The organism is Streptomyces sp. NPDC005808, from assembly GCF_042871385.1.
Lineage (GTDB): Bacteria > Actinomycetota > Actinomycetes > Streptomycetales > Streptomycetaceae > Streptomyces.
In genome coordinates this window covers 120,681-139,763 of record NZ_JBIAIK010000001.1, presented here as the reverse complement: position 1 = coordinate 139,763, position 19,083 = coordinate 120,681, and the positions used below count along the sequence as shown (strand labels likewise).

At 70.4% G+C, this 19,083-nt stretch carries 20 protein-coding genes; 11 read left to right on the top strand and 9 right to left on the bottom strand.

Translation table 11 applies throughout. From position 1 onward, the window contains the following. Positions 1-12: 12 nt before the first annotated feature. The 6 genes from ACFYPC_RS00675 to ACFYPC_RS00650 all read right to left on the bottom strand — a co-directional run bounded on the left by ACFYPC_RS00675 (position 13) and on the right by ACFYPC_RS00650 (position 5,383). Positions 13-207, bottom strand: a complete 195-nt coding sequence (locus ACFYPC_RS00675) for a hypothetical protein (protein WP_365440206.1) — start codon at positions 205-207, stop codon at positions 13-15. Positions 208-372: 165 nt separating this feature from the next. After that, the gene (locus ACFYPC_RS00670; protein ID WP_388668458.1) at positions 373-1,227 is read right to left on the bottom strand and encodes a phosphatidylinositol-specific phospholipase C/glycerophosphodiester phosphodiesterase family protein; all 855 of its coding nucleotides are present in this window, start codon (positions 1,225-1,227) and stop codon (positions 373-375) included. Between the two features lie 206 nt (positions 1,228-1,433). Next, on the bottom strand, positions 1,434-2,519 hold the full coding sequence (locus ACFYPC_RS00665; RefSeq protein ID WP_388668455.1) for an acyl-CoA dehydrogenase family protein: 1,086 nt from the start codon (positions 2,517-2,519) through the stop codon (positions 1,434-1,436). Then, positions 2,516-3,733 (bottom strand): acyl-CoA dehydrogenase family protein, encoded by a 1,218-nt coding sequence (locus ACFYPC_RS00660; RefSeq protein ID WP_388668453.1) that lies wholly within the window; start codon positions 3,731-3,733, stop codon positions 2,516-2,518. The genes ACFYPC_RS00665 and ACFYPC_RS00660 overlap by 4 nt, the downstream gene beginning before the upstream one ends. Then, a complete protein-coding gene (locus tag ACFYPC_RS00655; RefSeq protein ID WP_388668450.1) occupies positions 3,730-4,707 on the bottom strand; it encodes an NADPH:quinone oxidoreductase family protein in 978 nt (325 codons plus the stop codon). The genes ACFYPC_RS00660 and ACFYPC_RS00655 overlap by 4 nt, the downstream gene beginning before the upstream one ends. Positions 4,708-4,792: 85 nt before the next feature. Further along, complete coding sequence (locus ACFYPC_RS00650) at positions 4,793-5,383, bottom strand: helix-turn-helix domain-containing protein (protein ID WP_388669960.1); 591 nt, start codon at positions 5,381-5,383, stop codon at positions 4,793-4,795. Positions 5,384-5,499: 116 nt separating this feature from the next. Between ACFYPC_RS00650 and ACFYPC_RS00645 the strand changes: the two genes are divergently transcribed. The 5 genes from ACFYPC_RS00645 (at position 5,500) to ACFYPC_RS00625 (ending at position 10,425) form a co-directional block, all read left to right on the top strand. Next, the gene (locus ACFYPC_RS00645; protein ID WP_388668447.1) at positions 5,500-6,435 is read left to right on the top strand and encodes an NAD(P)/FAD-dependent oxidoreductase; all 936 of its coding nucleotides are present in this window, start codon (positions 5,500-5,502) and stop codon (positions 6,433-6,435) included. Between the two features lie 236 nt (positions 6,436-6,671). Further along, positions 6,672-8,210 carry an ATP-dependent DNA ligase gene (locus ACFYPC_RS00640; RefSeq protein ID WP_388668444.1) on the top strand — a complete coding sequence of 513 codons (1,539 nt, stop codon included), beginning with the start codon at positions 6,672-6,674 and terminating at the stop codon, positions 8,208-8,210. Continuing rightward, positions 8,207-8,674, top strand: coding sequence for an NUDIX domain-containing protein (locus tag ACFYPC_RS00635; protein WP_388668441.1), 468 nt, complete (start codon positions 8,207-8,209; stop codon positions 8,672-8,674). Before ACFYPC_RS00640 ends, ACFYPC_RS00635 begins: the two co-directional genes overlap by 4 nt. 100 nt (positions 8,675-8,774) lie before the next feature. Next, the gene (locus ACFYPC_RS00630; RefSeq protein ID WP_388668438.1) at positions 8,775-10,160 is read left to right on the top strand and encodes an NADP-dependent succinic semialdehyde dehydrogenase; all 1,386 of its coding nucleotides are present in this window, start codon (positions 8,775-8,777) and stop codon (positions 10,158-10,160) included. A 25-nt stretch (positions 10,161-10,185) separates the two neighbouring features. Then, positions 10,186-10,425 carry a DUF6213 family protein gene (locus ACFYPC_RS00625; protein ID WP_266468554.1) on the top strand — a complete coding sequence of 80 codons (240 nt, stop codon included), beginning with the start codon at positions 10,186-10,188 and terminating at the stop codon, positions 10,423-10,425. A 40-nt stretch (positions 10,426-10,465) separates the two neighbouring features. Here the strand turns inward: ACFYPC_RS00625 and ACFYPC_RS00620 are convergent, their stop codons facing one another. Further along, positions 10,466-11,140, bottom strand: a complete 675-nt coding sequence (locus tag ACFYPC_RS00620) for a transcriptional regulator (RefSeq protein WP_388669957.1) — start codon at positions 11,138-11,140, stop codon at positions 10,466-10,468. 181 nt (positions 11,141-11,321) lie between these two features. On the opposite strand from ACFYPC_RS00620, the gene ACFYPC_RS00615 reads away from it, so the two are divergent. The 3 genes from ACFYPC_RS00615 to ACFYPC_RS00605 are packed head-to-tail and all read left to right on the top strand — an operon-like array spanning position 11,322 to position 14,144. Beyond that, on the top strand, positions 11,322-12,395 hold the full coding sequence (locus tag ACFYPC_RS00615) for a type III polyketide synthase (RefSeq protein ID WP_388668435.1): 1,074 nt from the start codon (positions 11,322-11,324) through the stop codon (positions 12,393-12,395). A 5-nt stretch (positions 12,396-12,400) separates the two neighbouring features. Continuing rightward, on the top strand, positions 12,401-13,615 hold the full coding sequence (locus tag ACFYPC_RS00610; RefSeq protein ID WP_388669954.1) for a cytochrome P450: 1,215 nt from the start codon (positions 12,401-12,403) through the stop codon (positions 13,613-13,615). A 7-nt stretch (positions 13,616-13,622) separates the two neighbouring features. Further along, positions 13,623-14,144 (top strand): cupin domain-containing protein, encoded by a 522-nt coding sequence (locus ACFYPC_RS00605; RefSeq protein ID WP_388668433.1) that lies wholly within the window; start codon positions 13,623-13,625, stop codon positions 14,142-14,144. Between the two features lie 18 nt (positions 14,145-14,162). On the opposite strand, the gene ACFYPC_RS00600 is transcribed toward ACFYPC_RS00605, so the two are convergent. Beyond that, entirely contained in the window at positions 14,163-15,389 is a 1,227-nt protein-coding gene (locus ACFYPC_RS00600; RefSeq protein ID WP_388668430.1) for an acyl-CoA dehydrogenase family protein, read from the bottom strand. A gap of 170 nt (positions 15,390-15,559) precedes the next feature. Here ACFYPC_RS00600 and ACFYPC_RS00595 point away from each other — a divergent pair, with 170 nt between their 5' ends. After that, positions 15,560-16,204, top strand: a complete 645-nt coding sequence (locus tag ACFYPC_RS00595) for a TetR family transcriptional regulator (RefSeq protein ID WP_388668427.1) — start codon at positions 15,560-15,562, stop codon at positions 16,202-16,204. A gap of 59 nt (positions 16,205-16,263) precedes the next feature. On the opposite strand, the gene def is transcribed toward ACFYPC_RS00595, so the two are convergent. Then, complete coding sequence (gene def, locus ACFYPC_RS00590; RefSeq protein ID WP_388668425.1) at positions 16,264-16,803, bottom strand: peptide deformylase; 540 nt, start codon at positions 16,801-16,803, stop codon at positions 16,264-16,266. Positions 16,804-16,956: 153 nt separating this feature from the next. Here def and ACFYPC_RS00585 point away from each other — a divergent pair, with 153 nt between their 5' ends. Next, entirely contained in the window at positions 16,957-18,195 is a 1,239-nt protein-coding gene (locus ACFYPC_RS00585) for a MurT ligase domain-containing protein (RefSeq protein ID WP_388668422.1), read from the top strand. Positions 18,196-18,214: 19 nt separating this feature from the next. Next, complete coding sequence (locus tag ACFYPC_RS00580; protein ID WP_388668419.1) at positions 18,215-18,943, top strand: type 1 glutamine amidotransferase; 729 nt, start codon at positions 18,215-18,217, stop codon at positions 18,941-18,943. The last annotated feature ends 140 nt before the right edge of the window (positions 18,944-19,083 follow it).

Sequence of the window (19,083 nt, the reverse complement as noted above, 5' to 3'; positions counted from 1 at the left end):
ACCGCCGGGGGCTCACGGCTTGAGGCTGCTCACGATGTCCGCCGTCGCCGTGAGGCCGTCATGGATGGTCGGCGCCATGCTCGTGCTCGCCAGATAGAACCCGAGCAGTACGCAGACCACGGCGTGCGAGAGCTTCAGTGCGCCGTTGCGCACGAAGACCACCGCGAGGATCAGGAGCAGTACCACCACAGAGATGGAAATGGCCATCGTCAACCTCCTCCGCCACGTCGACACCGCGGCTTTCGGCCGCAAGTGTCGCGTAGCGGAGGGTTCGTCCGGGCGGCTGACGTGTCCCCCGAACGTGTGATGTCTACGACCAGTCGTGCGGTCGCTCAAGCGTGCGTATGCGTGCGTGCGTTGTGCTGCCTGGAACTAGTGGACGTCCAGGAACGCTTCGAGGCCCGCGAGGTCGTCGGTGTTGACGTAGTCGACGTCGGCGGCGAGGAGTTCGGTCCACAGCGCGTCCCGGGCCGGCCCCGCCAGATCGGGCGTCGCCCAGAACCGCACCTTCTGCCTACGCGCGTGCGCCGCGGCGATGATGCCCCGCAGCTTTTCACGCTCGGCGGCCGGGAAGGGCCCGTTGCCCAGCCAGGTGAAGTTGAGCGTCCAGTTGTCGCTGATCAGCGGCACGAAGGAGGCGGGCGCCGCGCTGCCGAGGTCGGCGAGCCGGCCGTCGTAGAAGGCGCGCCGCACGCTCTGGGCTTCCATGGGCGTACGGGCGGCACGGTCACCGGAGATCACGGCCGTGACCGCGCCGGGGTACACGCGGCCGTGCTTGTACGTGGTGAAGAGGTTCTTGTAGCGGTGCAGGTGACGGTCGAGTTCGAGGTACGTCGAGGACCCCTCGGTCTTGATGTCGATGAGGAGTTGCAGGGGCGTGCGGTAACCCCGGTACACCGAGCCGTGGTTGGCCTTCACTCGGGCGGCGAGGGGGTCGAGGTAGAGGGACTCGATGGTGCGGGCCGGGTCGAGGTCGACGGGGTCGTGGGCGACGAGGAGTTGGTCGCCGACGAGGTAGATGTCGACCTCGACGCTGCCGAAACGGTGGTCGAGGGCGTCGAAGAGGGGGCGCGGGTGCTCGTAGTCGTTGTGCGCGTGGGCGCGCCACAGCGGGCGCGGGCGGTGCTTCGACTCGACCGCGAACGTGGAGGCGGCGGGTGGCGCGAGCGTGCCCGCAAGGGCGGCGCCGAGGGTGGTGAGGGCTCTGCGACGGGTGATGAGGGCCATGTCTGCCTCCCTGGAAGTGCCGTAAAGGACCTCAGCGAGTATGCGATCCAGCGGCACCCAAGGAGCAGGCCCGTGCCGGGAGTTGGCTGGACTGTCTCAGTAGGTTCACCTCGTAGGCCGTACGTTCAGACGCGGGCCCCGCGACAGGTAACACAAAGGGCCCGCCCCCGAATTGGGAGCGGGCCCGGTAGAAACGAAATCTTGGCTCAGGGCGCCTGAAGGTCGACCAGTGCGGCCAGCGCCTCGCGGTGCGCCCCCGCCGTGCCGTACGCGATCGAGTCCGCCTTGGCGCGCTTGAGGTGGAGGTGGAGGGGGTGCTCCCAGGTCATGCCGATGCCGCCGTGCAGTTGGAGGGCTTCCTCCGCGGCGTGGACCGCGACGGGCGCCGCGTACGCCTGGGCGACGGAGACCGCCACGTCGAGGTCCTCGCTGCCGGTGGCGAGCGCGTCGGCGGCGTTCCGGGCGACGGCGCGCGTGTTGACGACTTCCAGCCACAGCTGCGCGAGCCGGTGCTTGAGCGCCTGAAAACCGCCCACGGGCCGGTTGAACTGCTTGCGCTCCTTCAGGTAACGGACCGTCTCCGTCAAGCACCAGTCGGCCGAACCGAGTTGCTCGGACACGAGCAGTCCGGCACCGGCGCGCAGCGCGCGTTGTACGGCGGGGTCGGCATCCCCGAGCACACGACCGGACACGCCGTCGAGGGTCACCTTCGCCAAGGGCCGGGTCAGGTCCAGGGACACCTGCGCGGTGACGGTCACTGCGGAAGCGTCGACCGCGTACAGCCCGCCGTCGTCCGCGGGCACCAACAGCACGTCGGCAATGGCCGCGTCGGCGATGCCGGTCAACTCCCCGTGCAGGGCGCCGCCCTCGTGCCGTACGACCTTGTAGGCGCCGCCGGGCGGCACGGACAGGGCGACGGAGAGAGCGCCCACGGTCCGTCCCGACGCCAGCGCGCCCAGCAGCTCCGCGGCCTCCTTGCTCTCGCAGGCGAGCAGCGCCTCCGTGGCGACGACGGCACTCGTCAGGTAGGGCACGGGCGCGACCGCGCGGCCCAACTCCTCCAGGATCACGGCGACTTCGCGGTGCGTGGCGCCCTGGCCGCCCTGCGATTCGGGCACCAGGAGACCGGCGAGGCCCATCCCGTCGGAGAGCGCCTTCCACAGGTCGCGGTCGTGCGGCGCGTCGGACTCCGTGCGCGCGATGACGCTCGCCGCGTCGCAGTGGTCGGCGAGGAGGCCGCGAACAGCGGCGCGCAGCGCCTCTTCCTCCTCCGAGTACAACAAGTCACTCATCGCGCGAGGTCCTTCCATGCGACGTCCTTGTCGGTGCGCGGCTCGGAGGGCAGGCCCAGCACGCGTTCGGCGACGATGTTCAGCAGGACCTCGCTGGTCCCGCCCTCGATGCTGTTGCCCTTGGAGCGGAGGTAGCGGTAGCCGGCGTCGCGGCCGGTGAAGTCGACCAGCTCCGGTCGGCGCATGGTCCAGTCGTCGTACAACAGGCCTTCCTCGCCGAGGAGTTCGACCTCCAGGCCGCTGATCTCCTGGTTGAGGCGGGCGAAGGAGAGTTTCAGCCCGGAGCCTTCCGGGCCGGGCTGGCCCGCGACGAGCTGCTGGCGCACCCGCTCCCCGGTGAGGCGGGCGACCTCGGCCTCGACCCACAGCTTCAGGAGCCGCTGGTGGAGGTCGTGGGTGCGCAGTTCGGGGCGTTCGCGCCAGGTCCTGGAGACCGGGCCGATCATGCCGCCCTCGCGCGGGATGCGCATACCGCCGATGGATACGCGCTCGTTCATGAGCGTGGTCTGTGCGACCCGCCAGCCGTCGCCGACCTCGCCGAGGCGGTGCGCGTCCGGGATGCGTACGTCGGTGAGGAAGACCTCGTTGAACTCGGCCTCGCCGGTGATCTGGCGCAACGGCCTTACCTCGACGCCCGGGTCGGTCATGTCGCAGATGAAGTACGTGATGCCGCGGTGCTTGGGCACGTCCGGGTCGGTGCGGGCGATGAGGATCGCCCAGCGGGCCAGATGGGCGCTGGACGTCCACACCTTCTGCCCGTTGACCACCCAGCCTCCCCCACTCTCGGCTTCACTCGAGCGGGAGGGGCCCCCATCCTCCCGAACGGCCCGGGTGCCGAGGGCGGCGAGGTCCGAACCGGCTCCCGGCTCGCTGAAGAGCTGGCACCAGACCTCCTCCCCGACCCAGAGCGGGCGCAGGAAACGCCGCTTCTGCTCCTCCGTGCCGTACCCGAGGATCGTCGGCGCGGCCATGCCGAGGCCGATACCGATCCGCCGGGGGTCGTTGTCGGGCGCGTCGGCGGCCTCCAACTCGGCGTCCACGACGGCCTGGAGCGTGCGCGGGACACCGAGGCCGCCGAGGCCCTCGGGGTAGTGCACCCAGGCGAGTCCGGCGTCGAAACGGGCCTTGAGGAAGGCCGCCCGGTCCATCGACAGCGGCGGGTGGGCGGCCAGCAACTCCTGTGTACGGCGGTGCAGTTCGGCTGCGTCGGTCATGTGGCTGCTCCGTTTCCGAGCGCGGGGACCACGACGACGCGGCCCGTCGTGACGCCGTCGGCGACCCGCTGCACGGCCGCCGCGGCACCGCCGAGCGGCACGCGCTCGCTCACCAGCGGCTTGATCGCACCCTGCGCGGCCAGCTCGGTGAGCCGCTCGTTGCACTGCTGGACGAGCTTCGGGTTCTTCGTGTTGTAGAGGCCCCAGTGCAGGCCGAGGATCGAGTAGTTCTTGACGAGGGCGTGGTTCAGCGCCGGGCTCGGGATGGTTCCGCTCGCGAAGCCCACGACGACGATCCGGCCCTCGAAGGCGACGACCTTGGTGGACTGGGTGAAGGCCTCGCCGCCGACGGGGTCGTAGATCACGTCGGCGCCCCGGCCGCCGGTGGCCGCTTTCACGGCGCCGATGACGTCCTCGGCGCGCCGGTCGATGACGACGTCGCAGCCCAGCTCGCGGGCGACGGCGGCCTTGTCGGCCCCGCCGACGACGCCGATGACCGTGGCACCGGCGGCCTTGCCGAGCTGCACGGCGGCGCTGCCGACGCCTCCGGCCGCCGCGTGCACGAGGAGGGTTTCGCCTGCTTCCAGGCCGGCACGCCGGTGCAGACCGAACCAGCCCGTCTGGTAGCCGATGTGCAGAGCCGCCGCCTCGGCGTCGTCGAGGGCCTCGGGCGCGGGCAGCAGGGCGGCGGCATCCGCGACGGCGTACTCGGCGAAACCGCCGTACGGCAGCGCGGGGTTGGCGAGTACACGGCGGCCGTCCTCCGTCTCGCCGCAGATCTCCACACCGGGCGTGAACGGCAGCGGCGGCCTGACCTGGTAGTGGCCGCGGCACATCAGCGCGTCCGGGAAGTTGATGTTCGCCGCGCGCACCCTGAGCAGGACCTGGCCCTCGGCGGGCACCGGCCGCGCCACGTCTTCGAGGCGCATCACCTCGCCCGGCTCGCCGTTCTGGTGCACTTGCCATGCCTGCATGTGGAGCCTCCACGGACTTCTTCGTCTGACCGGGGTCCATCGCATACTAAGCGGTCGCTTGCCCATGAGGAAACCGTCGTGTGCGTCACGACCGGCTGGGCCGCGCCCTGACATGCATCCGCTCCCCCTGCGGACCGAACAGGCTCAGGAACTCCGCCGGCCCGTCCCCTGTCGACCCGAACCAGTGCGGTACGCGGGTGTCGAACTCCGCGGCCTCCCCGGGTCCGAGTACGACGTCGTGCTCGCCGAGCACCAGCCGCAGCCGCCCGGAGAGCACATACAGCCATTCGTAGCCCTCATGGGTCCGCGGGTCGGGCTCCATCCTGCGAGCGGGTTCGAGCACCTTGAACGCCTGGAGTCCACCGGGCTGCCGGGTGAGCGGCCAGTACGTACGGCCGTGCAGCACCATCGCCTTGGAGCGGACCCTCGGATCGCTCACCGGTGGCGCCCCGACCAACTCGTCCAGCGCCACCTGGTGGGCGCGGGCGATGGGCAGCAACAGCTCCAGGCTGGGCTTGCGCAGCCCGGACTCCAGCCGCGACAGCGTGCTCACCGAAATGCCTGTCGCCTCGGACAGCCCCACGAGCGTGGCCCCCCGCTCCTTCCGGATCCGCCGCAGCCGTGGCCCGACCTCGGCCAGAACCTCATCCGCCTGCACATCCTCTTTCGCGCTCATGTCGCTCGCGCCCGTGTCACCCATACCCGTGTCACTCACTCCCGTATTGCGGAATCAGCAAAGCCATTTGTCAATCCTGCCACCTTCGAGCGACCTTCTCCATGGAGGTGGTCACCATGACCGAGAGGTACGAAGCGATCGTCATCGGCGGCGGCGCGGCAGGACTGTCGGCCGCGCTCGTCCTGGGGCGCGCCCGGCGCTCCACCCTGGTCGTCGACGCGGGCGAGCCGCGCAACGCACCCGCCGCGCACATGCAGGGTTATCTGACGCGGGACGGTGTGCCGCCCACGGAGTTCCTCGCCGAGGGCCGGCGGGAGATCGAGCGGTACGGCGTGGAACTGGTCCGGGACCGTGTGGTGGACGTGATCCGCGACGACGCCGGGGAGTTCGACGTGACCCTGGCGGACGGGCGGACCGTGCACGCGCGACGGCTGGTCGTCGCCACCGGACTGGCCGACGAGCTGCCGCCGGTGCCGGGTGTCGCGGAGCGGTTCGGGCGGGACGTCGTGCACTGTCCGTACTGCCACGGCTGGGAGGTCCGCGACCAGGCCTTCGGGGTGGTGGCCGGCACGCCGATGAGCGTGCACCAGGCGCTGATGGTCAGCCAGTGGTCGAAGGACGTGACCCTGTTCCTGCACACGGTCGCCGAGGCCGAACTGACCGATGACGACCTCCGCCGGCTCGCCGCGGCCGGGGTCTGTGTGGTGCCCGGCGAGGTCGCGGGGCTCGTCGTCGACGACGACCGGCTCACCGGGGTGCGGCTCGCGGACGGCACGGTCCACGCCCGCTCGGTGGTGTTCGTCGCACCCCGTGCGGTCCCGCGCACCGGCCTGCTGGAACGACTGGGCGCCGAGCTGCGGGAAACCCCCTTCGGCAGGTATCCCGTGGTCGACGAGACCGGGCAGACGACCGTCCCGGGCGTGTGGGCGGCGGGCAACGCGATGGGGTTCGCGGAGCAGGTCGTCAACGCGGCGAGCGCCGGCTACCGGGCGGGCGCCACGATCAACGGAGACCTGCTCTTCACGGACCTCGACGCGACCGTGCGGGCGTAAAGCAGCCCCGGGGACCCAGAGCGGCAACGGGGGTGCGGAACGACCGAGCAGGGTGCGGAGCGACCCGCAGGCGCAAAGGAACTGTGCGGAGGCGGAGCAGCCCGCAGGCGCACAGCAACCCCGCGGAGGCAGAGCAGCCCGCAATCGCAAAGCAGCCGTGCGGATGCAGAGCAGCCCCGCCGCCGTAAAGCAGCCGTGCGGGTGTGTATCGGCCGGCTCCGTAGCACCATGGCTGCATGCTGCTGAGCCGGCTCGCCCACGTGTCCCAGGAGGTCGCCGCCACCTCGGCGCGGTCCCGGAAGACCGCTCTGCTCGCCGAGCTCTTCCGGGACGCCGAGGCGGACGACGTGCCGGTCGTGATCCCGTATCTGGCGGGCCGCCTGCCGCAGGGACGCCTCGGCATCGGCTGGAAGATCCTCAGTACGCCCGTCTCCCCCGCGCCGGAACCGACACTGACCGTCCGCGAGGTGGACGCCCGGCTCACCGAACTCGGCGGCGTCTCCGGTGCCGGATCGCAGGCCGAACGCGGGCGCCTGGTGGGCGAGTTGATGGCGGCGGCCACCGCGGACGAGCAGCGTTTCCTGTTCGGGCTGCTCACCGGTGAGGTACGGCAGGGCGCGCTGGACGCCGTCGCGGTGGAGGGGCTCGCCCAGGCGACCGGCGCGCCGTCCGCGGACGTACGACGGGCGGTGATGCTCGCCGGATCGCTGCAGACGGTGGCGCAGGCGCTGCTCTCCGGCGGCCCGGCGGCGCTGGACGGCTTCCGGCTCACCGTCGGCCGCCCGGTGCTGCCGATGCTGGCGCGCACTGCCCCTTCGGTGTCCGAGGCGGTCGACAAGCTCGGCGACTGCGCGGTCGAGGAGAAGCTCGACGGGATCCGCGTGCAGGTCCACCGCGACGGCGACGACGTCCGGATCTACACCCGCACCCTCGACGACATCACCGACCGACTGCCCGAACTCACCATTGCCGCGAGGGAGTTGAAACAGACCCGGTTCATCCTGGACGGTGAGGTCATCGCCCTGGACGAGGACGGGGTGCCGCGTTCCTTCCAGGAGATCGCAGGGCGGGTGGGCTCGCGCGTGGACGTGGCCACCGCCGCCGCAGCGGTGCCGGTCTCCCCCGTTTTCTTCGACGCGCTGTCCGTCGACGGGCACGATCTGCTGGACCTGCCCTTCATCGAGCGACACGCGGAGCTGGCGCGGCTGGTGCCCGAGCCGATGCGGGTGAGGCGCACGCTCGTGGCAGGACCCGAGGACCTCGCCGGGGCGGAGAAGTTCCTCGTGGACACACTCGCCCGGGGCCATGAGGGCGTCGTCTGCAAGGCCCTCGACGCCCCCTACAGCGCGGGCCGGCGCGGTGCCTCCTGGCTCAAGGTCAAACCCGTACACACCCTGGACCTGGTGGTTCTTGCAGCCGAGTGGGGCCACGGGCGACGCACCGGGAAGCTGTCCAACCTGCATCTGGGCGCGCGGAACGAGGACGGCTCCTTCGCCATGCTGGGCAAGACCTTCAAAGGCATGACCGACGCGATGCTGACCTGGCAGACCGAGCGGCTGGGAGAGCTGGCCGTCGAGGACAACGGCCACGTCGTGACCGTACGACCGGAACTCGTCGTGGAGATCGCGTACGACGGCCTGCAGAGATCCACCCGCTACCCGGCCGGCGTCACCCTCCGGTTCGCCCGCGTCGTGCGCTACCGCGAGGACAAGACCCCGGCCGAGGCCGACACGGTCGGGACGCTGCTCGCCGCGCACCCCGAGGTGACCCGGTGAGGACAGGCAGGCGCAGCTCCGGATTGCTGTTGTTCCGGCGCACGGACCGCGGCCTTGAGGTGTTGCTCGGCCATATGGGCGGGCCTTTCTTCGCGCGGCGGAACGAAGGCGCCTGGACCGTGCCCAAGGGCGAGTACGAGCCCGACGAGAGCGCCTGGGACGCCGCACGCCGCGAGTTCCAGGAGGAACTGGGCCTGCCGCCCCCCGACGGCAAGGCCGTGCCGCTCGGCGAGATCCGGCAGACGGGCGGCAAGGTCGTCACCGCCTGGGCGGTCGAGGCCGATCTCGACCCGGCGACCGTCGTCCCCGGCACCTTCGAGATGGAGTGGCCGCCGAAGTCGGGGCGCAGCCAGGAGTTTCCGGAGCTGGACCGGGTCGAGTGGCTGGGTCTGGACCGGGCCAGGTCGCTGATCGTGAAGGCGCAGACGGAGTTTCTGGACCGGCTGGCGGAGCACACGGGGTGAGAGCCGGTGTCCGTACCGGCCCTGACAGTGAGCCCGCCACGTTGCGCCGTACCCCGCAGCGCGGGAGGGTCGAGGAACAGCCAGCTTCAGGAGGTCGGCCATGCCCATCGCGACAGTGAACCCGGCGAACGGCGAGACGCTCAAGACGTACGAGGCCCTCGGCGCCGAAGAGATCGAGCGCAGGCTCGCGACCGCCGAGGCCGCGTTCCACGTACATCGCGCCACGTCCTTCGCCGAGCGGGCGCGCCTGCTCCACAAGGCCGCCGACCTCCTCGAACAGGACGAGCAGGACATCGGCCGGGTGATGACCACCGAGATGGGCAAGCCGGTCAAGCAGGCCCGCGCGGAGGCCGCGAAATGCGCGAAGGCGATGCACTGGTACGCCGACCACGCCGAGGAACTCCTCGCCGACGAGGAGCCCGCCGAGTCCGACGTAAAGGACTCCGGCGCCTCCCGGGTCATCGTGCGCTACCGCCCGCTGGGCCCGGTGCTTGCCGTCATGCCGTGGAACTTCCCGCTCTGGCAGGTCGTCCGGTTCGCCGCGCCCGCGCTGATGGCGGGCAACGTGGGCCTGCTCAAGCACGCCTCGAACGTGCCGCAGACCGCCCTCTACCTGGAGGACCTCTTCCGCCGCGCGGGCTTCCCCGAGGGCTGTTTCCAGACGCTGCTCATCGGCTCCGGCGCCGTCGAGGACATCCTGCGCGACCCGCGCGTCAAGGCGGCCACGCTCACCGGGAGTGAACCGGCGGGGCGTGCGGTGGCCTCGGTCGCCGGGGACGAGGTCAAGAAGACGGTGCTGGAGCTGGGCGGCAGCGATCCGTATGTCGTCCTGCCGTCGGCCGACATCGAGCGGGCCGCCAAGACCGCCGTCACGGCACGTGTGCAGAACAACGGGCAGTCGTGCATCGCCGCCAAGCGGTTCATCGTGCACACGGACGTGTTCGACGCCTTCGCCGAGCGCTTCACGGCGGGTATGCAGGCCCTGAAGGTCGGCGACCCGCTCGCCGAGGACACCGACGTCGGGCCGGTCTCCACCGAGCAGGGCCGCAGCGACCTGGAGGAACTGGTCGACGACGCGGTCGAGGCCGGCGCGACGGTGCTGTGCGGCGCGGAACGCCCCGAGGGACCCGGCTGGTACTACGCGCCGACGATCCTCACCGACATCACGCCCGAGATGCGCATCCACCAGGAGGAGACCTTCGGCCCCGTGGCAACGCTCTATCGCGTGGCCGACCTGGACGAGGCGGTGGCCCTCGCCAACGACACGCCCTTCGGGCTGAGTTCGAACGTGTGGACGCGCGACGAGGCCGAGGTGGACCGGTTCGTCCGCGACCTGGAGGCTGGTGGCGTGTTCGTCAACGGGATGACGGCGTCCCATCCCGCCTTCCCGTTCGGCGGGGTGAAGCGGTCCGGCTACGGGCGTGAACTGTCGGGGCACGGAATCCGCGAGTTCTGCAACATCACCACCGTATGGCACGGAGCGTGAGCGTTCCGCGGTTACGATCCCCTCTGTGAACCGCGAAGTGACCCTGCCTCTGATCGTCGACGACCGCGGCACGTTGCAGGTGGCGGCCGCCGACGTCAGCAAACTGCTGCGCACGGTGGGCGGCCGGTGGCTGCATCTGGTGGAGGCGGGCCAGGACGGACTCGACGAGGACACGGTGGCGGCCCTCACGATCGAACTCGCCAAGCTCGCCGACCGCATCGACGTGGCCTGCATCGCGCACAGCAGCGGCACGACGTCCGACTGACCGCCTCGCACGCATCGACCGGGCGTCGGCCGACACTCTGTCAGCCCGGACGCCCGTCGAGCTCCCACAGGGCGTGCCAGAACTTCTCCTCGCAGCCCTGCAGCAGGCGCCCGAACCTGAGCACCTCGGCCTCGTCGACGCGTCCCGCGTCCAGCCCTGCCTGCACGGCGGACAGCGCCAGTCGCTCCAGCTCCGGCGCGGGTTCGGCGAAGAAGTCGAAGAAGCCACACGCCTCGTCGTCGAAGCCGTAATGACCGCGCAGGGCCTGCGCGATGGTCGCGCAATAGCCGCCCCATGCCGCGAAGTTGGCGCTCAGCGCGAGCACCACGTCGGCCGGTGAGCCGTTGAGCGCCAGCCAGGCGACGTAGGCGGGATAGGCCCGGCAGTCCGCGAGCGGCTCGTATCCGGCGGCCCACTCCTCATCCGCCCCGCACGCGGCGGCGTACGCACCCAGCCTGTCCTCGGCCAGCGCCTCACCCTCTGCGAGAGCGGCGAAGAAGGCGGCGCTTTCCGGCCCGGAGTCCGGGCGTTGCGCCAGATGCAGGAACGCACGGCGGTCCGCGGCGATCACATGGCGCTGTTCGAGGGCCAGGGCGGCGAGTGTGGAGCGCTGCGCCGCACCTCGGGCGATCAGGGGCAGAAGGCGGTTGGCGTGGGGGTCTGGAGCGAGCTTCCCGGTGGCGCTCTCCCGCAGGTCAGTGGCCGTCCTCGTCATCATGTCCCCTTCGCTTCGGCGGTCTGCGAGCTCCTGCGACCAGGGTCCCACTCATTGGGGGCGTGTCCCCGATCTGGCGTAATCCGACGAGATATCCGCGCCCTGCCGGGTGATCGTGGGTGAACCACCCTTCCGCCGGGGGACGAACGGTTCCCCGGAAGGCGAAAGTAGGCGCTTCCTCATGGCGACTTTGTGCAGACCCGCGGTCTCAGTCCCCGAGTACGTGATCACAATGGAGGAGACGCTGGAGCTGGCACGCTCCCGTCACGCCGACCACCCCCAACTCCCGCTCGCCCTGCGGCTGATCGAGAACACCGGCGTTCGTACCCGGCACATCGTGCAGCCCATCGAGGAGACCCTCAAGCACCCGGGCTTCGAGGACCGCAACAGGGTCTACGGCAACGAGGCGAAGGCCCGTGTCCCCGCCGTCGTACAGCGGGCGCTGGACGACGCAGAGCTCCTCACCACCGACATCGACGTGATCATCTACGTGTCGTGCACCGGGTTCATGATGCCCTCGCTCACGGCCTGGCTGATCAACGCGATGGACTTCCGCAGCGACACCCGACAGATACCCATAGCCCAGCTGGGCTGCGCGGCGGGCGGCGCCGCGGTCAACCGGGCGCACGACTTCTGCTCGGCCTACCCCGAGGCCAACGCACTCATCGTCGCCTGCGAGTTCTGCTCGCTCTGCTACCAGCCCACCGACCTGGGCGTCGGCTCACTGCTCTGCAACGGTCTGTTCGGTGACGGCATCGCCGCCGCGGTCGTCCGCGGCAAGGGCGGCACCGGCATCAAGCTTGAGCGCAACGCCTCGTACCTGATCCCCAAGACCGAGGACTGGATCATGTACGACGTCCGCGCCACCGGCTTCCACTTCCTGCTGGACAAGCGGGTGCCGGCCACCATGGAGCCGCTCGCCCCGGCGCTCCACAACCTCGCGCGCCAGCACGGCTGGAACGCCTCCGACCTGGACTTCTACATCATCCACGCGGGCGGCCCGAGGATCCTGGACGACCTCAGCAAGTTCCTCGAGGTGCCGCCGGAGGCCTTCCGGTTCAGCCGGGCGACCCTCACCGAGTACGGGAACATCGCGAGCGCCGTCGTCCTGGACGCGCTGCGCAGGCTGTTCGACGAGGGCGGGGCGGAGCACGCCTCGCGCGGAATGCTGGCCGGCTTCGGCCCCGGTATCACCGCGGAGATGTCTCTTGGCCGCTGGAGCAACGGGAACAACACCGACACTGAAACGACGTGACCTGGATGACCGAGAAGACGATCACCGAGCCCCTGCCGCCCGTCCGCCACTGGCCGGCGCTCAACCTGACCGGCGTGGACTTCGACCCGGTCCTGACCGAGCTGATGCGGGAGGGCCCGGTCACCCGGATCCAGCTGCCCAACGGCGACGGCTGGGCCTGGCTGGTGACGCGGTACGACGACGTCCGCATGGTGACCAACGACGCCCGGTTCAGCCGTGAGGCAGTCATGGGGCGGCAGGTCACCCGGCTCGCCCCGCACTTCATCCCGTCGGCGGGCGCGGTGGGCTTCCTCGACCCGCCCGACCACACGCGGCTGCGCCGCTCGGTGGCCGCGGCCTTCACGGCGCGCGGGGTGGAGAGGCTGCGCGAGAGTGCCCGGCGGATGCTCGACGAACTCGTCGACGAGATGCTGGAGTCCGGTCCGACCGCCGATCTCACCGCGGCGATCCTGAGCCCGTTCCCCATCGCCGTCATCTGCGAGCTGATGGGCGTCCCGGCCACCGACCGGCACCTCATGCACACCTGGACCGGGCTGATCCTGTCCTCCTCGCACGGCGCGGAGGTCAGCGAGAAGGCCAAGAACGAGATGGGCGCGTACTTCACGAAGCTCATCGGCGAGCGTGCCGGCAGCACGGGCGAGGACGTCGGTTCGCTGCTCGGCGCGGCCGTGGGCCGGGAAGAGATCACCATGGACGAGGCCGTCGGTCTCGCGGTGCTCCTCCAGATCGGCGGCGAAGCGGTCACCAACAACAGCGGGCAGATGTTCTACATCCTGATGACCCGCCCCAAGCTGGTCGACCAACTGCGCGACGATCCGGCGATCCGGCCCCAGGCGATCGACGAGCTGCTGCGCTACATCCCGCACCGCAGCGCCGTCGGCCTCTCGCGGATCGCCATGGAGGACGTCGAGATCAGCGGCGTACGGATCCGGGAGGGCGACGCGGTGTACGTGTCGTACCTGGCCGCCAACCGCGACCCGCAGGTCTTCCCGGACCCCGAGATGATCGACTTCTCGCGCAACCCGAACCCGCATGTGTCGTTCGGCTTCGGCCCGCACTACTGCCCGGGCGGAATGCTCGCCAGGATGGAGTCCGAGCTGATGGTCGACGCGCTCCTGGACCGGGTGCCCGGGCTGCGGCTCGCCGTCCCACCGGAGCAGGTCCCCTTCAGGAAGGGCGCGTTGATCCGCGGACCCGAGGCCCTGCCCGTGACGTGGTGAGCGCGGGATGACAGCGTCCGAGGGGTTGCTCGTACCGCCCGGTCACGGCCGGGTCGTGCAGACGCCCGCCCAGCATGTGACGTTCAAGGTCACCGGCTCGCACTCGCGGATGGCGTCCACCTTCGAGGTCGTGGTGCCCCCCGGCTTCGACGTGGGCGCCCATGTGCACACGCGCAGCGAGGAGTTGTTCTACGTCCTCGAAGGCGAGCTGGACGTCCTCGCCTTCGAGCCGCGGGTGCGGACACCCGACAACTGGCAGCGGTGGGAGTCGAGTTCGGGCACCCGCGTGGTGCGGGCGACCCCGGGCACGGTCATCGTCGTACCCCCGGGGTGTCCGCACGCGTTCTCCAACCCCACCGAGACGCCCGCGAAGATGTTCTTCCAGGCGTCACCGCCGCCGGACCACGAGCGGTACTTCGACGAACTGCTGGAGATCCTGGGCACGGGCGGCCCACCGGACTGCGCCGCGATCGAGGAACTCCGTGCGAGGTACGACATCGAGCAGCTCACGCCGCTGAAACACCGGTGAGGAGGGCTTCCCGCAGGCTCAGCGGATCGGCATCCCCGACAGGGTGCGCGCGATCACCAGCCGCTGGATCTCACTCGTGCCCTCGAAGATCGTGTAGATGGCGGCGTCGCGGTGCATGCGCTCGACCGGGTACTCACGGGTGTAGCCGTTGCCGCCGAGGATCTGGATCGCCTGCCCGGTGACCTTCTTCGCGGTCTCACTGGCGAACAGCTTCGACATCGAGCCCTCGGCGGCGGTGAACGGCTTCCCGTTGACCGCCATCCAGGAGGCGCGCCACGTGAGCAGTCGCGCCGCGTCGATCGACGTCCGCATGTCGGCGAGCTGGAAGGCGACGCCCTGGTTGTCGATGATCGGTCGCCCGAACTGCTCACGCGTGATCGCGTACTCGAGGGCCACCTCGTACGCGGCCCGTGCGGTGCCGACCGCCATCGCGGCGACAGCCGGACGGGACGCCTCGAAGGTGGCCATCGCCGCGTTCTTCACGCGCTCACCACCCGACTTCGCACGTTCGCGGGCGCGGGCGAGGCGCTCGTCCAGCTTCTCCTTGCCGCCGAGGAGGCAGGAGCCGGGGACGCGGGCGTTCTCCAGGACGACCTCGGCGGTGTGCGAGGCGCGGATGCCGTGCTTCTTGAACTTCTGCCCCTGGGACAGGCCCGGCGTGCCCGGCGGGACGATGAAGGAAGCATGCCCCTTGGAGCCCAGCTCGGAATCGACGACCGCGACCACGACGTGGACGTTGGCGATGCCGCCGTTGGTCGCCCAGGTCTTGGTGCCGTTGAGGACCCACTCGTCCTTGGCCTCGTCGTAGACGGCACGCGTGCGCATGGAGGCCACGTCCGAGCCGGCGTCGGGCTCGGAGGAGCAGAAGGCCGCGACCTTGACGTCGCCTGCATCGCCGTACATCTGGGGGATCCAGGTGCCGATCTGCTCCTCGGTGCCGTTGGCGAGGACGCCCACGGCGGCGAGGCCGGTGCCGACGATCGACAGGGCTATGCCCGCGTCGCCCCAGAACAGCTCCTCCATGGCCATCGGTATGCCGAGCCCGGTGGGGTCGAAGTACTGCTGCGCATAGAAGTCCAGGGAGTAGATGCCGACCTTCGCGGCCTCCTGGATGACCGGCCACGGTGTCTCTTCACGTTCGTCCCATTCGGCGGCCGCGGGACGGATCACATCGGCGGCGAACCCGTGGATCCAGTCCCGCACCTCCTTCTGGTCGTCGTTGAGCTCCATCGTGAACTCGGCCATGACCCCTCCATACAATGCACTAAGGTGTTACTTGCGGTAACTAGAGTCTGTTACCGGCCAGTAGGAAAAGTCAACTCCCGAGCCAGGCTCGGTAGCCCGTTCGATACACATGTGCCCTTGGGTGTTAGTTTGCGCAGGCGTCACCGATTCAGCACGGGTGGGGAGAGGCCATGGACACCACACAGCGCACCGATCAGCAGAGGTCCGCCGACCGCCGTCGGCGCGAGCTGCTGGAGGCCGCGGACAGAGTGGTTCTGCGTGACGGCCCCGGAGCCTCGATGAACGCCATCGCCGCCGAGGCAGGCATCACCAAGCCGATCCTCTATCGCCACTTCGGCGACAAGGGCGGACTCTACGCCGCCCTCGCCAAGCGGCACACGGACGCCCTCCTCGGATCGCTGCGCGCCGCGCTGGACGCACCGGCCGAACGCCGTGAGCGCGTCGAGGCCACGCTCGACACGTACTTGGCGGCCATCGAGGCGCACCCTCAGGTCTACCGGTTCCCGATGCATCCCACCGAGGGCGGCCAGCCGGGGGATCCCGGCTTCGACGTGGGCAAGCACTCGGCGCCGCTGCTGCGCCGCATGGGCGAGGAACTCGCCGAGGTCATCGAGGAGCGGGTGGATCTCGGACCCGGCAGCCAGCAGCTCGCCCGGGTGTGGGGGCACGGGATCGTCGGCATGATGCACGCCGCCGGCGACTGGTGGATGGGTGAACGGCCCTGCTCGCGGGCCGAGTTGGTACGGAGCCTGGCCGACCTGCTGTGGGGACGGTTGGCCGCCGCCGGGGACCGTGTCGGCGGTCCGGGGTTCTGACGGCCGCCTTCACCCGCGGGGCGCTCAGCCCCGTCCGGCCCGCAGCCGACCGGCGACGGTCACCGCCCCCAGGACGCCTGCGCCGCCTGCCTCATCACCCTGCGGTGACGCCAGCCCGTGAGCCGGTCCACGTACACGCCACCATCGAGGTGATCGCTCTCGTGCTGCAGGCATCGCGCGAACCAGCCGGTGCCGTGCACCTGCACCGGGCTGCCGTCCACCGTGAAGCCCTCGACGACGGCGTGGTCGTACCGCTCGGTCCCCGCCTCCAGGCCCGGCAGCGACAGACAGCCCTCCGGCCCGCGCAGAACCACTCCGTCCGCTTCGACGAGACGCGGGTTCACCACATGCCCGACATGGCGGACGTCCTCGTCGTCGGGGCAGTCGTATACGAACACCCGCAAGGACTCGCCAAGCTGGTTCGCGGCGAGGCCGACGCCCTGGGCGGCGTACATCGTCGCGAACATGTCCTCGACGAGCCGGGCGAGTTGGGGGCCGAACTCGGTGACCTCCGCACACGGTGAGTGCAGGACGGGGTCGCCGAGCAGGGTGATGGGCCGGACGCGCCCTCGGGAGCCCGGGATGGAGCTGTGTCGCATGGCCGCAAGGGTACGGTCCTGGGTGGCGCGCGAATGTCGCGCGGGCACCGTCGTGGTGCCGCGTTTCGGGCACGTGAGTGGATCTCGATAGGCTGAGGGCCACACGATGCCGGAGGCAGAGGCGCGGCGCGTACGCAAGGAGGATCGGACACGATGTCAGGCAACTCGGACCCGCTGACACCGCGGGCCAAGCTGGCCGTGACGGCGGGCAAGGCGGCAGCGGCCGTCTCGCGCGCCGCCGGACGCGGCAGCGGATCGGTGATCGGCGGCCGGGTGGCACTCAAACTCGACCCCGACCTGCTCGCACGGCTCGCCACGCACCTGGACGTCATCCTGGTGTCGGCCACCAACGGCAAGACCACCACGACCCGGCTGATCGCGGAGGCGCTGAGCGCCGCGGGCCCGGTCGTGTCCAACGCACTGGGCGCGAACATGCCCGCGGGTATCACCTCGGCGCTGGCCGGGGGTTCGGACTCCCGGTACGCGGTCATCGAGGTCGACGAGAAGTACCTCTCCGGTATCGCGCGGGACACCGACCCCAAGTGCATCGCACTCCTCAACCTCTCGCGCGACCAGCTCGACCGGGCCGCCGAGACCCGGATGATGGCCGAGCACTGGCGCGAGGGCCTGGCGGGTTCCAAGGCCGTCGTGATCGCCAACGCCGACGATCCGCTGGTCGTGTGGGCCGCGTCCTCCTCCCCCAACGTGGTGTGGGTCGCCGCCGGTCAGATGTGGAAGGACGACGCCTGGTCCTGCCCGTCCTGCGGCGGTGTGATGCAGCGCCCCGGTGACGACTGGTACTGCGGCGAGTGCGGCTTCCGCCGTCCGACGCCGAGCTGGGCGCTCTCCGGCGACCACGTCCTGGACCCGCACGGCTCGGCCTGGCCGATCCACCTCCAGCTCCCTGGCCGCGCCAACAAGGCGAACGCCGCCTCCTCGGCCGCCGTGGCCGCCGTCTTCGGCGTGCCGCCGCAGGTCGCCCTGGAACGCATGTACCAGGTGCAGGCGGTGGCCGGACGCTACGACGTGGTGCAGTTCATGCAGCGCGACCTGCGTCTGCTGCTCGCGAAGAACCCCGCCGGCTGGCTGGAGACGTTCTCGCTCATCGACCCGCCGCCGACCCCGGTCATCCTCTCGGTGAACGCGCGCGGCGCCGACGGCACGGACACGTCCTGGCTGTGGGACGTCGACTACACACAGCTCACCGGTCACCCGATCTTCGTTCTCGGCGACCGCAAACTGGACCTCGCGGTGCGCCTGGAGGTGGCGAACCAGCAGTTCCAGGTCTGCGAGAACCTCGACCAGGCCGTGCAGCTGGCACCGCCCGGACGCATCGAGGTCGTCGCGAACTACACCGCTTTCCAGGACCTGAGGCGTCGTGTCGGCAACTGAGCCACGAAGGACGAAGAAGATGAGTGACAACAGCCTGCGTCTCGTCTGGATCTACCCGGACCTGCTGAGCACCTACGGCGACCAGGGCAACGCCCTCGTCGTGGAGCGCCGGGCCCGTCAGCGCGGCCTGGACGTGGCCCGTCTCGACGTACGCAGCGACCAGCCGATCCCCACCTCGGGTGACATCTACCTGATCGGCGGCGGCGAGGACAGGCCGCAGCGGCTCGCGGCGGAGCGGCTGCGCCGCGACGGTGGTCTGCATCGCGCCGTCGGCAACGGCGCGATCGTCTTCTCGGTGTGCGCCGGTTACCAGATCCTCGGCCACGAGTTCATCAACGACCTCGGGCAGCGCGAGCCGGGCCTCGGTCTCCTCGACGTGGTCTCCGTGCGCGGCGAGGGCGAGCGGTGCGTCGGTGACGTGCTGGGCGACATCGATCCACGGCTGGGCCTGCCTCCTCTGACAGGGTTCGAGAACCACCAGGGCGTGACCCATCTCGGCCCCACCGCGCGCCCGTTCGCGAACGTGCGGCTCGGCAAGGGCAACGGCACGGGCGACGGCACCGAGGGCGCGTACAACGACACCGTCTTCGGTACGTACATGCACGGGCCCGTCCTCGCCCGCAATCCGCTGATCGCGGACCTGCTGTTGAAGCTGGCGCTGGACGTGAACGCGCTGCCGCCGATCGACGACCGCTGGTACGAGGCGCTGCGCAACGAGCGCATCACGGCCGCGCAGCAGCCCGCCTGATCCCTACCGCACGGCCCGTCTGACAGGGCTTGCGCTCACGTGTGCGGGGGCGTCCAGCAGGCGGACGCCCCATACGGCCCCGCCCCCTCCCGCCGGTAGGGTGGCGGGGACAGTACCGGACAACGTGGTCCGGATCCGGC

Coding starts and splice junctions, on each gene's coding strand:
- ACFYPC_RS00595 (WP_388668427.1), top strand. CDS start 15,560: ATGGACACCACACAGCGCACCGATCAGCAGAGGTCCGCCGACCGCCGT.
- ACFYPC_RS00580 (WP_388668419.1), top strand. CDS start 18,215: ATGAGTGACAACAGCCTGCGTCTCGTCTGGATCTACCCGGACCTGCTG.
- ACFYPC_RS00615 (WP_388668435.1), top strand. CDS start 11,322: ATGGCGACTTTGTGCAGACCCGCGGTCTCAGTCCCCGAGTACGTGATC.
- ACFYPC_RS00675 (WP_365440206.1), bottom strand. CDS start 207: ATGGCCATTTCCATCTCTGTGGTGGTACTGCTCCTGATCCTCGCGGTG.
- ACFYPC_RS00645 (WP_388668447.1), top strand. CDS start 5,500: ATGACCGAGAGGTACGAAGCGATCGTCATCGGCGGCGGCGCGGCAGGA.
- ACFYPC_RS00640 (WP_388668444.1), top strand. CDS start 6,672: ATGCTGCTGAGCCGGCTCGCCCACGTGTCCCAGGAGGTCGCCGCCACC.
- ACFYPC_RS00630 (WP_388668438.1), top strand. CDS start 8,775: ATGCCCATCGCGACAGTGAACCCGGCGAACGGCGAGACGCTCAAGACG.
- ACFYPC_RS00585 (WP_388668422.1), top strand. CDS start 16,957: ATGTCAGGCAACTCGGACCCGCTGACACCGCGGGCCAAGCTGGCCGTG.
- ACFYPC_RS00610 (WP_388669954.1), top strand. CDS start 12,401: ATGACCGAGAAGACGATCACCGAGCCCCTGCCGCCCGTCCGCCACTGG.
- ACFYPC_RS00665 (WP_388668455.1), bottom strand. CDS start 2,519: ATGAGTGACTTGTTGTACTCGGAGGAGGAAGAGGCGCTGCGCGCCGCT.
- def (WP_388668425.1), bottom strand. CDS start 16,803: ATGCGACACAGCTCCATCCCGGGCTCCCGAGGGCGCGTCCGGCCCATC.
- ACFYPC_RS00670 (WP_388668458.1), bottom strand. CDS start 1,227: ATGGCCCTCATCACCCGTCGCAGAGCCCTCACCACCCTCGGCGCCGCC.
- ACFYPC_RS00660 (WP_388668453.1), bottom strand. CDS start 3,733: ATGACCGACGCAGCCGAACTGCACCGCCGTACACAGGAGTTGCTGGCC.
- ACFYPC_RS00620 (WP_388669957.1), bottom strand. CDS start 11,140: ATGACGAGGACGGCCACTGACCTGCGGGAGAGCGCCACCGGGAAGCTC.
- ACFYPC_RS00655 (WP_388668450.1), bottom strand. CDS start 4,707: ATGCAGGCATGGCAAGTGCACCAGAACGGCGAGCCGGGCGAGGTGATG.
- ACFYPC_RS00650 (WP_388669960.1), bottom strand. CDS start 5,383: ATGAGCGCGAAAGAGGATGTGCAGGCGGATGAGGTTCTGGCCGAGGTC.
- ACFYPC_RS00605 (WP_388668433.1), top strand. CDS start 13,623: ATGACAGCGTCCGAGGGGTTGCTCGTACCGCCCGGTCACGGCCGGGTC.
- ACFYPC_RS00600 (WP_388668430.1), bottom strand. CDS start 15,389: ATGGCCGAGTTCACGATGGAGCTCAACGACGACCAGAAGGAGGTGCGG.